The sequence below is a fragment of the Emticicia sp. genome (assembly GCF_049241225.1).
GTDB lineage: Bacteria > Bacteroidota > Bacteroidia > Cytophagales > Spirosomataceae > Emticicia.
In genome coordinates this window covers 1-13734 of sequence record NZ_JBMLRC010000439.1, presented here as the reverse complement: position 1 = coordinate 13734, position 13734 = coordinate 1, and the positions used below count along the sequence as shown (strand labels likewise).

The following is a 13734-nucleotide window of genomic DNA, read 5'->3' as shown; positions in this document are numbered from 1 at the left end:
GAAAATCGCCAAATCAACCGCAGAATCGAAATGAGTATTTTGTAAACTTGCCGTTTAAGGCTTTTTTGCCGAACTTTGCAATCAAGAATTGATGTTACTCATACATAAACAAGAAATTTTAAATAATAAAACTCCCCTTTAGGGGATGGGGGCATATGGCACAAGAACAAGTAGATGTTTTAATTTTGGGTTCGGGCCCAGCGGGTTATACAGCAGCAATTTATGCAGCACGTGCAGGTCTAAAACCATTGATGTATCAAGGTGGACAACCTGGCGGACAATTAACAATTACGACAGATGTAGAAAACTTCCCGGGCTATCCTGATGGTATTCAAGGCCCTGAAATGATGGAAGATTTCAGAAAGCAAGCAGAAAGATTTGGACTGGATAATCGCTACGGAATGGCAACTAAAGTTGATTTTTCAACACCCGGTGCTCATAAAGTAACGATTGATGATAATATTGAAATTACAGCAAAAACTGTTATCATCGCCACTGGAGCTTCGGCCAAATGGCTTGGTTTAGAATCAGAACAACGCCTCAATGGCTACGGAGTTTCGGCTTGTGCGGTGTGTGATGGATTCTTTTTCCGTAAACAAGATGTAGCAATCGTAGGTGCGGGTGATACTGCTTGCGAAGAGGCTCATTATTTGTCAAAACTTTGTAATAAAGTATACATGCTGGTGCGTCGTGATGAATTCCGTGCATCGCAAATCATGCAAAACCGTGTAAAAAACACACCAAACATCGAAATCTTATTCAATACCGAAACGCTTGAAATTTTAGGAGAAGATGGCGTAACGGGAGCAAGATTGAAAAATACTAAAACTAACGAAGAAAGTACGATTGATGTAACTGGGTTCTTCGTTGCGATTGGTCATCAACCAAACACTCAAATTTTCGCAGATTATTTGACGCTGGATGAAGCAGGCTATATTGAAACTGAAAAAGGTAGCAGCCGAACCAATATCGAAGGTGTGTTTGCGTGTGGTGATGCACAAGATAAAATCTACCGTCAGGCGGTTACGGCAGCAGGAAGTGGCTGTATGGCTGCCCTTGACGCTGAGAGATATTTAGCTGCTCAAGGCTTGCATTAATCATAGATTATACTTAAACTTGTTATTAATTGTATACATTTGATTATTTTTGGCATACTTTTAGTAACAAGTTTAGTGCTGCCTTATAACCAAAACAACTAAACACATGAAAAAGGCTATATTACCGATTATCATAGCGTTGGCTTTTTCTTCAACAACTTTTGCTCAGCGAGAGCGAGGTGTGAAGTTGAACAAGCCAAATATTCCTTCCAAACAAAAAGAGTCAAACGCTAAAGATAAAAACTTCAATAAAGACAAAAAAGAAGATGATGAGTTTAGCTTTGAAGAAGAACCTAAACTCCGATTCGTAAACGAATTTGAAACTCCCAAAGTTGTAGAATCGGGTCCAGCCGTGAAGATTGAACCTATAAAAGAACTCAATACCGCAGTGCATGAAGATACATCAAGCATTGACGAAGGTGAAGTTCAGATTGTAGAGATCGAAGACGAGGCTCAGTTTGTAGGAAGTGACGAAATGGTAAAAATCGCCAGTTATTTCTCAGTTTGGGATACCGATTCGGTTGACCCTTACGGAATTGATGCCAAGGAGTTTGATGATGTGGTACCAATTCAGTTATATGATATTTCACAAGGACGTTATTGGGCTGGGCCATTAAGTAAAGGCGTAACCAACTCGCCATTTGGCTGGAGATGGAAACGCTGGCACACTGGCCAAGATCTCGACTTAGATACTGGTGAGCCTGTTTATGCTGCTTTCGATGGTATCGTTAGAGTAGCCAGTACACGTGGAGCTTATGGTCGCTGCGTGGTGATACGCCACTATAATGGTTTAGAGACATTATATGGTCACCTTTCAAAAATAAATTTTGAACCAAACACTATCGTAAAGGCCGGAGATGAAATCGGTAAAGGTGGTAGCACCGGACGTAGTTCTGGCCCACACCTTCATTTTGAGACTCGCTACGAAGGGAATCCATTTGACCCAAGAAATATCTTCAATTTCAGCCCAAGCCAAATCAACATCGTTGCCCAAGATTTCTTGATGACATCGCGTGTATATGATTATCTCAGAGGTGGAGCAAGCAAAGGTGATTTTGAATACGACGAACCAGTAGCTATCAATCGTAAAATGTGGTACAGAGTTCGCTCGGGTGAAAATCTTAGTGAAATTGCCAATAAATTCAACACCTCAGTTGCCGAACTTTGTAAGTTAAATAAAATACGCTCTTCTTCTCGTTTACGTGCGGGTTATCGCCTACGAGTAAAGTAAGATTTTCAGATAAAATTCCTTAAAAATCAGCGACGTGAAACTTTTTCCGTCGCTTTTTTTTTATACCATAATACATACAGTTCAACAATATCACGTAGCAAATGAAATTAGATTTAGTTGTAATGGCTGCTCACCCTGACGATGCCGAGATGTCGTGCGGAGGTACAATTGCTTCAGCCGTAGCACAAGGCAAAAAAGTAGGTATCATTGATTTTACCAGAGGCGAACTTGGCACTCGTGGAACTCCAGAAATCAGAGCCTCGGAGGCAGCAGCGGCATCAAAAATTCTAAATATTTCAGCCAGAGAAAACCTTGGTTTTAGAGATGGATTCTTCAAAAATGATGAAGAACATCAACTAAAATTAATCGCTGCTATTCGTCGTTATCAACCAGATATAGTTTTGGCAAATGCTGTCGAAGACCGCCACCCCGACCACGGAAAAGGTGCCGCTTTGGCAGTCGATGCTTGTTTTTATTCAGGCTTAAGAATGATTCAGACTTTCGATTTTGATGGTACTCCACAGCAAGCTTGGCGTCCGAAAGCTCTATATCATTACATTCAAGATAGATTTATAAAGCCCGATTTAGTTGTTGATATTTCAAACTTTTGGGATTTAAAAGAATCTTCAATCAGAGCATATAAAAGTCAATTTTATGACCCAAATAGCACCGAACCAGAATCTTATTTGACAAGCCCAGAATTCTTAGAGTTCTTAAAAGCTCGCTCTCAAGAAATGGGGCACATGATTGGTGCAAAGTTTGGTGAAGGCTACACAAAAACCAAGATGATTGGCATCAATGATTTTTTTAGTTTGATATAATAATTCTGAGAATTCAATTATAAGATTATTACAACTCTCACGTTTTTTACTTCAAGATAAAAATCATTGGTTTCGTAAAATTATATTAATACTCACACTAAATGGCATAATTTATCAAAACAATAGACCTAACAATAAATACTTTTCATGTAAATTGTTTTATTCAATTTAGATTCATTAAATTTGTACTTTATTAAGAATTAAAATAATACAATTCAATAATAATTTTATATGAAAAGAGCATTAGTCTGTGGTGCAGGTGGTTTTATTGGTGGCCATTTAGTAAACCGCTTAAAAAGCGAAGGATATTGGGTCAGAGGGGTTGATTTGAAATATAACGAATACAACAATGGAAATGCTGATGAGTTTGTCATTGGAGACTTAACAGACCCAGTTATCTGTCGTCAAGTGGTTGAAGGTGGTTTTGATGAAGTATATCAACTGGCTGCTGATATGGGTGGTGCTGGATATATCTTTACAGGTGAAAACGATGCGGCCGTAATGCACAATTCGGCACTTTGTAACCTAAATATGTTACATGCCTCACAGCAAGCCGGAGTAAAGAAAATTTTCTATTCTTCATCAGCTTGTATGTATCCTGAATATAATCAACTTGACCCTGATAATCCTAAGTGTTCTGAAGAATCAGCGTATCCTGCCGCTCCGGATAGCGAATATGGTTGGGAGAAATTATTCAGTGAGCGTTTGTACTTAACTTACCAACGTAACTTGGGTATCACTGTAAAAGTGGCTCGTTTCCATAATATCTTCGGGCCTCAAGGCACTTGGAAAGGTGGTCGCGAGAAAGCTCCCGCTGCCATCTGCCGTAAAGTAATCGAAGCAGAAGAAGGCGGAACGATCGAAATCTGGGGAGACGGAAAGCAAACTCGTTCGTTTTTGTACGTTGAAGAATGTGTTGAGGGCGTTCGCCGTTTGATGGAATCCGATTTCTCAGGCCCAGTAAATATTGGTTCGGAAGAAATGATTTCAATCAACGATTTCGCTAAACTAATTGCTGAAATTTCTGGTAAAAATATCACGATCAAGAATATCCCAGGCCCAGAGGGCGTTCGTGGCAGAAACTCTGATAATACTTTAATTCAAGAAAAACTAGGTTGGGCTCCATCTCACTCATTGAGAGAAGGAATCACAAAAACATATCATTGGATTGCTGAACAAGCAGCTAAGGAAGTGGAATTAGCCTAATTAAATTCAAGAAGAGTCCTTATAAAGTTATCACTGCTATGGTTTTTCACAAAAACGCTTGCTCTTTCAGGGTAAGCGTTTTTCGTTTTTAAGAAAGTTAGCATTGCTTCTTTGATTTCTTCCGGAACAAAGCCATCAACGGTTATTCCTAAACCATACTCACGGGTAAGGTCGCCCACGACACCAAATTTAGTGGCCAAAACTGGCTTATTGTGCCTCGCGGCCAAGCCAATAACACCACTTGAAGAAAAGAAATTAATGTATGCCACCGAAACCACATCACTCTGCCCTACGTATGCTTCCATTTCATCATCATCAACAAAGCGGCTTTCAAACTCAATTTGTAGTTCTGGCCGAACGCTCTTGGCTTCTTCAAATACCTGCATTAATGTAGCATGGTGCTCACCGTGAATTTTTCCCACGATCAACAAACAAATATTAGCTGCATCTTCGGCACTCAGTAGTTGTAGTGCCCTCAATAAATTGACGACATTCTTTTTGGCATCAATAAAACCAAAGGCTAAAAGAATCTTTTTATGTGCTGCAATTTTGTATTTCTCTCTGATAATCAACCCTTCACGAGTTGGGTAATCATACACAGGGTCAGGTAAATATGTAAAAATCTTTGATCCGAGTGTTTCATTCATATTTTTGATAGTCTCTCTATCATTAAATATATAAACCTTTTTTAATTGCGTATTTCGACACATCCACCAGGTTGTAAAAAGCTTTCTTGCCTTTGTTATCGTCGATTTCTGTTTGGCTCGTAGTGTTGAGTCTTGAGCAATTACCCGTGTATACGGATTAAACATAATTCCGCTGAGTTGACAAGGAAAACGGCTACTTCCGACGGTATGTTGAAACATATCAAGCATCATCATTATTACTTTATTCGCCTGATAATCAGCAGCATAACGAGCTATGTGTTTCCAAATTATCTGAGTAGATTTAACGATACTCATACCCGAATTGAAAGGAGCAAACTCTTCTTCGGTAAAGAAAATTATCTTCACATTCGGAGCTGTGGTTTTTACAGATGGTATTGTTTGTGCTTCCGGATTTAACAGAAATATGTATTCATCATTCGATGGGTTTTTCTCTAAAAATCGTAAAATGTTTTGAATATGACCCAAATTATGTCCGACTAACCTAACATATATATCACAAATAATGATTCGCATACTTAAAAGAATTTAGGCCATCGAACGGCCTATTATTAACGATGAAGGATATAACTTTCTATATAACACTTTTATAAATATCAAGTGTTTTTTGAGCCGTGATGGTTGGCGAAAAGTCTTGTAAACGTTTTTTGCCTTTTTGAATTAAATCGGTTCGGAGATCAGCATTATCTAATACTTTTTCAACTTGGAAAGCAATATTTTCCTTGTCGTCAGGATTAAAATATAAGGCTGCATTTTGCCCAACTTCTGGAAAACATGAACGTTCGCTTAAAACAACTGGACAATCACAAGCAAAAGCTTCAATAACTGGTATGCCGAAGCCTTCATATAAAGATGGATATACAAAAGCGATGGCATTTTTATATAGCTGATAAAGCACATCATCGCTATCAATTCCATGGTGAAGGATTTGCTTTTCAACCTTTAATCTTGAAAACAATTGTTGCTCAGTAGATGAAAAGCTACCATTTCCTGCACAAATTAGATGTAAATCGTCTTGTTTTTGCAGAATTGGGGCAATTGCCTCTACATAAACATCAAAGTTTTTATAATTATCTCGATTTCCGACATATAATAAATATCTTTTTGGTGTCGAAATCTTCACTTTTGGATTTGGCTGAAAGGTTGCAAAATGCGTGGAATGATATATTACCTCAACTTTTTCTGGAGCAATATTGAAGATATCCAAAATATCCTGCTTAGTATTTTCTGAAACCGCAATGATTTTTGAAGCTTTATCCAAAATTTTCTTTTTTTGATCTCTAGCAAAACCATCTAATCCACCATATTGTGTAGAAAATTTTTCGGGAATTAGGTCATGGTGAGTAATGACGAAAGGTTTTTTTCCGAGAAATGGCAAGAAATAATCTTTGAAATAAGTCGGGTGAAAAACGTCGTAGTTCTGTCGAGCAATTTGAAAAGCACTATTCAAACGGTTGATATGCGAAAAAACCATATTGGTTTTGGCATATCCTAAAAAAAAGCTAAAGGGAGTTACATGCTTTATATCACCGTTTTTTAGATAATCATTATTCGAAAACTTCAGGGCTAACTCAACATCTACTCCTTGTTCGTATTTTAGGTTATACATCAAGTCATAGAAATATCTCGCTACTCCGCCATATCTTGCCCCCGAAAATGATTGATGATCAAAAAGAACTTTCATAAAGAAAAAAAGTAGGACGTATCGGGCTCGAACCGATGACCTTCGCCTTGTCGAGGCGACACTCTAAACCAACTGAGCTAACATCCTGTTTTTGAATAAGTTAGTAGTATGTTATTTAATAAATTATTTAAAGTTAAGTATGAACTTTAAATATTCTGATACTATTATAACTATACTTCATTTTTTGTATCACAAAGATATAAGTTTTATGCATTCGTACCAACCATTTAGTTTGATTTTAGTGATAAACTTTTTTTGATGGTACTCTCATAAGTAGAATAAATCCAATTATGAAAAAAATTAAAATTGTAAGAACCGAATTTCTCATATTGCCTGTAAGTTGGCCAACGAAACCAAAAATCAGCGTTCCGAGTGTAATAGCGACTTTTTCTACAATATCATAAAAACCAAAATACGAGGCAGTATCGGTAGTTTCGTCTGGAATAAGTTTGGCAAATGTAGAGCGAGAAAGCGATTGAATACCACCCATAACTAAGCCAACAATTGCTGCAATTACATAGAATTCGTTTTGAGTAGTAGTGAAATAAGCCGCCAAAGGCATAAATGACCAAATGAAAATAAATACCAAAAGACCTTTTGTATTGCCAAATTTGCTCGATAGCCAAGATGCTAAGTATGACCCTGGAATTGCAATCAACTGAATTAGCAAAAGTGTAATGATAAGGCCTTGTTTTTCGATGTGAAGCTCTTTATCAGCAAAAATCGTGGCTACGTAAATAACCGTCATGACGCCCATATCATAGAATAAAAACGCCATTAGAAATTTAGTAATGTTTTTATTTTTTCTTACTTCTTTTAGCACCTTCACTAATTCTTGAATGCCTGTCGTTAAACGTCCAGTTTTAAATGATTTTGGTTCGTCTTTCGGTAAATAGTAAAAAGGAATTTGAGCAAACAACGCCCACCAGAGTCCAACAGTTAGGAATGAAATACGAGCTGTAAAACCTGAATCTGAATCGGCTTGGGTTAAACCAAACAATGTTGGCTGCATAATCATTAATAGATTGACTATCAGCAAAATAACGCTACCAATGTAGCCCATCGTAAACCCTTTGGCACTTAGGTTATCGAAACGGTCTTCGGTGGCAATCACAGGTAGAAATGAGTTGTAAAAAACGATGCTTCCACCCCAGCCAACAATTGAAAGCCCAAAGGCAATAACAGCAGGATTTACGTTTCCTCTTGTGAAAAAATAAAAATAAGCACAACTCGCCGCACCGAGATAGCAGAAAATTTTCATGAAAAACTTACGTCTTCCGCTTGAATCGGCCAATGGCGTAAGAATTGGATTGAGAATAACAAGCAAGAGTGTAGCAGCCGAAATTGTATACGAATACAAAACCGAGTTTTGAATTTGAATCCCGAAGAAATCGACAATATCATTGATTACATTGCCGTTGGCATCTTTTTCGGAAGTGGTTGCCAAAAAGTACATCGGAAAAACAACAGTCGTTATCACGAGGTTATGCACCGAATTTGCCCAGTCGTACATCGTCCAAGCGTTCAGTACTTTCTTTTGGTTTTTTTCAAACATAGCAGTTTAGGGTTAATGTGTTTCAAACTTATGGTTTAGGTCTTTCTTTTAATGCTATAAATTCTTTTTCGTAATTTTTATCTAAAGTTCCCATCGCTCTATCCCAAAAACTAAAATATAGGCCGTAGTTATTTTTGAAATAATGGTGGTGCTGATTGTGCATCAATGAGCTGTTGAGCCATTTCCAAAACCAATGTTTATGCCCATCTTTCGGAAGCCATTCCCAACCTAAATGTCCGTAAACATTGTAGGCAGTCATGAATACAAGGAATGAAAGCATGATGATTGGGTGCAAAGGTAGCACAAAAGCGAAAACGACAAAAATTCCAGCCTCAACAAAGCCTTCGAGTGGCTGAAAGGAAAATGACGTCCAAGGACTGGGATTGGTTGATTGGTGATGAACTTTATGAAAGTACTTAAATAATGTGGGGTGGTGCATAAGTCGGTGCATCCAATAGAAATAAGTATCGTGAATGAATAATGTTAAGAAAAAGGAGCCTACAAAATATGGCCAACCATAGTCAGAAATCTTATAATAAGTTAAGGTATATGGTCTTACGATTGGATTATATAGTATGATACCGACTATTCCAAAAATCAAAAATGTAAGTAAAGAATAGAGTATCTCACGTTGATAATCAGTGGCTTTAGGGAATTTTAACTGTATTTTCTTGTAGGAAACTTTGTTTTTCAAACCAATGTAATATATCAAAAAAGCCAATCCTGCAATAACGACATAACGAATGAGGCTTGCAGTAAAGATTACAGAAAAAAGATAAGATATATTTTCAGGAAATAACATGGCCTATTTGATAGTTTCGATAAAAATATTCCTACCTAACAGAGTGTTTCTCAATTCTCTCGCAAATTCAACGGCATGTATTCCATCTCCATGGATACAGACAGTATCAGCTTTTAGCCCAACTTCTTTGCCTTCAGTAGATATAACAGCTTGCTTTTCTATCATCATAATTACTTGATTGACAGCTTCTTGTGTGCTTTCAATCATGGCATTGGCTTGTGTACGGGGAGTCAGACTTCCATCGTTTTGATAGGTGCGGTCGGCAAAAACTTCAGATGCGGTGCGTAAACCGATTTTTTCGGCCTCTGTAATTAAATGACTACCTGATAAACCATACAAAATCAAATCTGGATGAATAGCTTTTGTTGCTTGGGCAATTGCTTTGGCTAATGCAGCATCTTTAGCGGCCATATTATACAATGCCCCATGCGGTTTTACGTGGTGAAGTTTACCACCTAATGCTCTTACTGTACCAAACATTGCCCCAATCTGATACACGCAAATATCATAGACCTCTTGTGGTGAAAGCTGCATATTTCGGCGACCAAAACCTTGTAAATCTGGAAAAGCAGGATGAGCTCCAACGGCAACATTTTTTTCGATAGCCAATTGAGCAGTTTTCCGCATGATGGTGGCATCGCCCGCATGAAAACCACAGGCAATATTAGCCGACGAAATCAATTCCATTAAAACACTATCGTTTCCCATCGGCCAAGCACCGAATGCTTCGCCCATGTCGCAGTTGAGGTCAATTTTTTTGTTTATCATTGAAAAATCTGATGCTTGCTTTTAGTTTTTGAAGTTCAAGTTCTTGCTGAATCAGTAAGTCTTCTGCTTCCTGAATCGAAATCTTTTTGAATATTATGCTATCATTTACATTACATTGAGCCAATTTCGGCAAATCAACCGACACAATATTGCCCAATCGTGGGTAGCCTCCGCTGGTTTGATGGTCGGCCATTAAGACTATTATTTGTCCGCTTGGCAAAAGCTGTATTGTTCCGAAATCTACCGCCGAGCTAACCAATTCTTTTTTAGCGTTTACTTCCAAAATTTCTGCATTCATTCGATACCCCATTCGATTTGAGGCGTTAGAGATTGTAAATGCTTGATTTTCAAAGGCTTGTTTACTTTTTTCGGTCAGTAAATCAAATTCGTTGCCTTCGGTGAAGCGGATTATTTTTTTTTGAGACAGGTTGCAAACCTGTCCTACATAAGGCAAAAAATTACAAATTCCCTCCTTTACTGCCAAATATGCTCGGCTGCCAACAATTAATTTCTTAAATCTAAGCACACTACCTGTTTTAACCAAAATTGTTTTCCAGTTTTCTATTGGTTTATTATTGATGGTCGGCGAAAAATCAGCTCCACCTATAATTATGGTACAGTCTTCTTCAAATAATATTTCAGGGGCAGGAAAGTGCATTTCTAGCACTGGTTGGTCTTCGGCATTTTGTAAAGCAATGTTGAGTATTCTTGCCGAAAATCTGTCCATTGCTCCACTTGGATTTACACCCAAATGTCTAAGTCCATTTTTTCCTAAATTTTGATAACTCGTAAGAATCCCTTGCTTTAAATATTTCACTTTTGGGCCATTATTTTTCCTAAAATTAATGATTTTATCTTAAAGATGACTCTCTGATGACTAATTGAGTATCAAGAACAACCGTTTCGGGTTCAATTATATCCGCTTCGAGTTGTTTGAGTAATAATCTGACAGCCTGAGTTCCCATTTCTCGAATCGGTTGACTGATACTCGTCAGCGATGGCGTAAGGTATGTGCAGGCAGGTTCGTTATTAAAACTAACCATGGCTACATCTTCGGGTATTCGTAAGCCACGTTGTTTGAGAGCATACATAGTAGAAAAGGCAATATTATCGCTCATCGTCAAAATTCCGTCGGGTGGATTGCTTTGACTCATCATATTATTGGCTTGTATGATGGTGTTTTCCTGCGTAAAATCACTGTGGCTTACGTACTGTTCTTCATATTGTAGTCCATTTGTTAGGATAGCATCTCGAAACCCATCTAAACGTTGGTTGCTGATTTCGAGATGCGGAGGCCCTGCCAAGCAAGCCAAACGCCGGCACCCTTTTTCAATCATGTGTACAGTAGCCTTAAAAGCTGCTTGTTTGTTATCGACTATTACTTTTGAACTTTCTATTTTATCAGTATATCTATCAAACAAAACCAATGGAATTTGCTTTTTAATCAACCTATTTATATGCTCATAATCGAGCGAATCACGAGCCAAAGAAATAATAAAACCCTCTACTTGGGAGTTGAGCATGTTTTGAATCTGGGCCAACTCTCTGAGATAAGATTCGTTGGTTTGGCAAACCATAACACTATACCCCGCTTGCATAGCTGCCTCTTCGATGCTATTGAGCATTGAAGCAAAGAAATAATAACTCAATGATGGCACAATCACCCCGATTGTCTTGGTACTGTTCCCAACTAAATTTTTGGCCAATTGATTGGGCTGATAGTCCATTTCTTCCGCCATTTTAAGAATGGCGTTTTTGGTATCTGGATGGATTTCTGGCATACCACGCAATGCCCTCGAAACCGTTGATACCGATATATTGAGGATTTGTGCTATATCTTTAATAGTAACCGGGGTTCTACGGTGCATAAATATAACTTTTACAATATTTATTATGATAAATTTAGACAATCAAAACTATCGAAACTACTTCACAAGCGAAATTAATGTAAATTTATAAAGAGTTATCATAAAAATTAAAATTTGTGCAAACGTTTGCGGTTACGTTTGCGGTCACGTTTGCATAGATTAATAAAATAAGATTCAATTAATATTCAATTTTTTCTTTGATAATTAATAATTCAAATATATATTTATAAACATTTATTAAATTCAGTCTTAAATAAATAATTATTTATACTATTAGTGGCAAATAAAAAAATATTTATTTATTGTATTTTTCTAATATATCAAACTTTCATGAAAATGATTAAAATCTATCTTAAAAAGTACTATTTCTCGTTGTTATTGCTTTTGTCCTTCGCCTCATCCGGTCAGCCAAAGCTTGATGTAAAAAAAGAATTTGAATTCGCTGCCAAACAATACGAAGGAATGCTTGCCTCGCACCCAGACCTTACGAAATTTCCGCAATCTACATGGCCAGATGGAAAACCACGTGACATGAAATCTGATTGGTGGTGCAGTGGATTTTTTGGTGGCTCTTTGTGGTACATTTATCAGTATAACAATGAAGCAAAATGGAAAGATGCCGCCGACAAATGGACGATGGCAGTCGAGAAAGAGAAGTTTAACACTCGCACGCATGATTTAGGTTTTATGTTATATTGTCCGTTTGGCAATGGGTATCGACTCACCAAAAATCCTGTATATAAAGATATTATGCTTACAGGAGCAAAGTCCTTAGCAACTCGATTTGATCCAAAAGTTGGTTTAATCAAATCATGGGAAAGTTTTAAGGGTGGCTATAAATACCCAGTCATCATTGATAATATGATGAACCTTGAGTTTTTGTTTTGGGCAGCTAAAGAATCTGGCGACAAAAGCCTATATGATTTAAGCGTAACTCACGCCGATAATACAATGAAAAATCATTACCGCCCTGATTTTAGCAGCTACCACGTATTGCTGTATGGTGAAAATGGAGAAGTATTGGCAAAAAAAACGCATCAAGGAGCAGCCGATGAGTCGGCCTGGTCAAGAGGGCAAGCTTGGGGGCTTTATGGCTATACTGTTATGTATCGTGAAACAAAAGATAAAAAATATCTTGATTTTGCTCGTAATATTGCCAACTTCTATCTCAAAAACCCTACACTCCCCGCCGATATGATTCCGTATTGGGATTTTAGTAAACCGGGCGAAGAGCGTGATGCTTCGGCGGGAGCCATTTGTGCCTCGGCATTATTGGAATTAAGCACTTATGGTGGTAAAGATGCTAAAACTTATTATAATTCAGCTGTCAAAATGCTTGAAACACTATCTACACCAGCATTTAAAGCAGAATTGGGGAAAAATAATCATTTCATATTAATGCACAGTACTGGTCATAAATCTGCTAACACGGAAATTGACGTACCACTTGTTTATGCCGACTACTATTATTTAGAAGGTCTTTTAAGATATGAAGCCTTGAGAACAAAGAAAAAGTTATTTTAACATATAACTAAATCCACACAACCTTACAAAGAGTACCTATCAACATCTATTCAAACTCAAATCTCTTATGAAAAAAAATCTACTGTTCAATCAGTTGATAAATAAGACCGCAAAAAGCAGACTTATTTACACTGTTTTAGCTCTACTCTGCCTGATAAGTAGCTATGCGAATGCCGCTGATATCACGATTACAGGAAAAGTAATTGATGGTGAAAAAGGAGAATCACTTCCCGGAGTGAGTATAACAATCAAAGGTACTTCTCGTGGGGCAACTACTGATAGCAAAGGCGACTACAGCATTAAAGTTCCTAACAAAAACTCGGTTTTAGTATTTAGCTTTTTAGGCTACGAAAGTAAAGAAATTGAAGTTGGAAATCAGACAATTATTAGTGTAAGTATGGTTTCCGACGCAAAATCACTCGAAGAAGTGGTTGTGGTTGGATATGGTACTCAAAAGAAAGTAAACTTGACTGGTGCAGTTTCAACGATTGATTCGAAAGCCATCGAAAACCG

At 37.6% G+C, this 13734-nt stretch carries 13 protein-coding genes and 1 tRNA gene; 6 read left to right on the top strand and 8 right to left on the bottom strand.

What is annotated here, in order from left to right; translation table 11 throughout:
• Window positions 1-155: 155 nt before the first annotated feature.
• From trxB to ACOVO2_RS22925, 4 genes are all read left to right on the top strand, one after another.
• Entirely contained in the window at window positions 156-1097 is a 942-nt protein-coding gene (gene trxB / locus ACOVO2_RS22940; RefSeq protein ID WP_421772209.1) for a thioredoxin-disulfide reductase, read from the top strand.
• A gap of 106 nt (window positions 1098-1203) precedes the next feature.
• Window positions 1204-2328, top strand: coding sequence for a peptidoglycan DD-metalloendopeptidase family protein (locus ACOVO2_RS22935; RefSeq protein WP_421772208.1), 1125 nt, complete (start codon window positions 1204-1206; stop codon window positions 2326-2328).
• Window positions 2329-2429: 101 nt separating this feature from the next.
• A complete protein-coding gene (gene bshB1 / locus ACOVO2_RS22930; protein WP_421772207.1) occupies window positions 2430-3149 on the top strand; it encodes a bacillithiol biosynthesis deacetylase BshB1 in 720 nt (239 codons plus the stop codon).
• A 231-nt stretch (window positions 3150-3380) separates the two neighbouring features.
• Window positions 3381-4355, top strand: coding sequence for an NAD-dependent epimerase/dehydratase family protein (locus ACOVO2_RS22925; protein WP_421772206.1), 975 nt, complete (start codon window positions 3381-3383; stop codon window positions 4353-4355).
• Here the strand turns inward: ACOVO2_RS22925 and ACOVO2_RS22920 are convergent.
• The 8 genes from ACOVO2_RS22920 to ACOVO2_RS22885 all read right to left on the bottom strand — a co-directional run bounded on the left by ACOVO2_RS22920 (window position 4352) and on the right by ACOVO2_RS22885 (window position 11697).
• Window positions 4352-5536, bottom strand: a complete 1185-nt coding sequence (locus ACOVO2_RS22920; RefSeq protein ID WP_421772205.1) for a glycosyltransferase — start codon at window positions 5534-5536, stop codon at window positions 4352-4354. The genes ACOVO2_RS22925 and ACOVO2_RS22920 overlap by 4 nt on opposite strands.
• 58 nt (window positions 5537-5594) lie before the next feature.
• Complete coding sequence (locus tag ACOVO2_RS22915; protein WP_421772204.1) at window positions 5595-6704, bottom strand: glycosyltransferase family 4 protein; 1110 nt, start codon at window positions 6702-6704, stop codon at window positions 5595-5597.
• A gap of 12 nt (window positions 6705-6716) precedes the next feature.
• Window positions 6717-6791, bottom strand: a tRNA-Val gene (locus ACOVO2_RS22910).
• Between the two features lie 151 nt (window positions 6792-6942).
• Window positions 6943-8259, bottom strand: a complete 1317-nt coding sequence (locus ACOVO2_RS22905) for an MFS transporter (RefSeq protein WP_421772203.1) — start codon at window positions 8257-8259, stop codon at window positions 6943-6945.
• A 28-nt stretch (window positions 8260-8287) separates the two neighbouring features.
• Entirely contained in the window at window positions 8288-9061 is a 774-nt protein-coding gene (locus ACOVO2_RS22900) for a sterol desaturase family protein (protein ID WP_421772202.1), read from the bottom strand.
• Window positions 9062-9064: 3 nt separating this feature from the next.
• The gene (locus ACOVO2_RS22895) at window positions 9065-9829 is read right to left on the bottom strand and encodes a 5-oxoprolinase subunit PxpA (protein WP_421772201.1); all 765 of its coding nucleotides are present in this window, start codon (window positions 9827-9829) and stop codon (window positions 9065-9067) included.
• The gene (locus ACOVO2_RS22890; protein WP_421772200.1) at window positions 9810-10646 is read right to left on the bottom strand and encodes a biotin-dependent carboxyltransferase family protein; all 837 of its coding nucleotides are present in this window, start codon (window positions 10644-10646) and stop codon (window positions 9810-9812) included. The genes ACOVO2_RS22895 and ACOVO2_RS22890 overlap by 20 nt, the downstream gene beginning before the upstream one ends.
• Before the next feature lie 34 nt (window positions 10647-10680).
• On the bottom strand, window positions 10681-11697 hold the full coding sequence (locus tag ACOVO2_RS22885; protein WP_421772199.1) for a LacI family DNA-binding transcriptional regulator: 1017 nt from the start codon (window positions 11695-11697) through the stop codon (window positions 10681-10683).
• A 336-nt stretch (window positions 11698-12033) separates the two neighbouring features.
• Between ACOVO2_RS22885 and ACOVO2_RS22880 the strand changes: the two genes are divergently transcribed.
• Complete coding sequence (locus ACOVO2_RS22880; protein WP_421772198.1) at window positions 12034-13221, top strand: glucuronyl hydrolase; 1188 nt, start codon at window positions 12034-12036, stop codon at window positions 13219-13221.
• Window positions 13222-13288: 67 nt separating this feature from the next.
• On the top strand, window positions 13289-13734 hold a 446-nt coding region (locus ACOVO2_RS22875), incomplete at its 3' end, for a carboxypeptidase-like regulatory domain-containing protein (RefSeq protein WP_421772197.1).

What these genes read in the sequence shown, in the direction of transcription:
- trxB (WP_421772209.1), top strand. Translation starts at nt 156, where the DNA reads ATGGCACAAGAACAAGTAGATGTTTTAATTTTGGGTTCGGGCCCAGCG.
- ACOVO2_RS22935 (WP_421772208.1), top strand. Translation starts at nt 1,204, where the DNA reads ATGAAAAAGGCTATATTACCGATTATCATAGCGTTGGCTTTTTCTTCA.
- bshB1 (WP_421772207.1), top strand. Translation starts at nt 2,430, where the DNA reads ATGAAATTAGATTTAGTTGTAATGGCTGCTCACCCTGACGATGCCGAG.
- ACOVO2_RS22925 (WP_421772206.1), top strand. Translation starts at nt 3,381, where the DNA reads ATGAAAAGAGCATTAGTCTGTGGTGCAGGTGGTTTTATTGGTGGCCAT.
- ACOVO2_RS22920 (WP_421772205.1), bottom strand. Translation starts at nt 5,536, where the DNA reads ATGCGAATCATTATTTGTGATATATATGTTAGGTTAGTCGGACATAAT.
- ACOVO2_RS22915 (WP_421772204.1), bottom strand. Translation starts at nt 6,704, where the DNA reads ATGAAAGTTCTTTTTGATCATCAATCATTTTCGGGGGCAAGATATGGC.
- ACOVO2_RS22905 (WP_421772203.1), bottom strand. Translation starts at nt 8,259, where the DNA reads ATGTTTGAAAAAAACCAAAAGAAAGTACTGAACGCTTGGACGATGTAC.
- ACOVO2_RS22900 (WP_421772202.1), bottom strand. Translation starts at nt 9,061, where the DNA reads ATGTTATTTCCTGAAAATATATCTTATCTTTTTTCTGTAATCTTTACT.
- ACOVO2_RS22895 (WP_421772201.1), bottom strand. Translation starts at nt 9,829, where the DNA reads ATGATAAACAAAAAAATTGACCTCAACTGCGACATGGGCGAAGCATTC.
- ACOVO2_RS22885 (WP_421772199.1), bottom strand. Translation starts at nt 11,697, where the DNA reads ATGCACCGTAGAACCCCGGTTACTATTAAAGATATAGCACAAATCCTC.
- ACOVO2_RS22880 (WP_421772198.1), top strand. Translation starts at nt 12,034, where the DNA reads ATGATTAAAATCTATCTTAAAAAGTACTATTTCTCGTTGTTATTGCTT.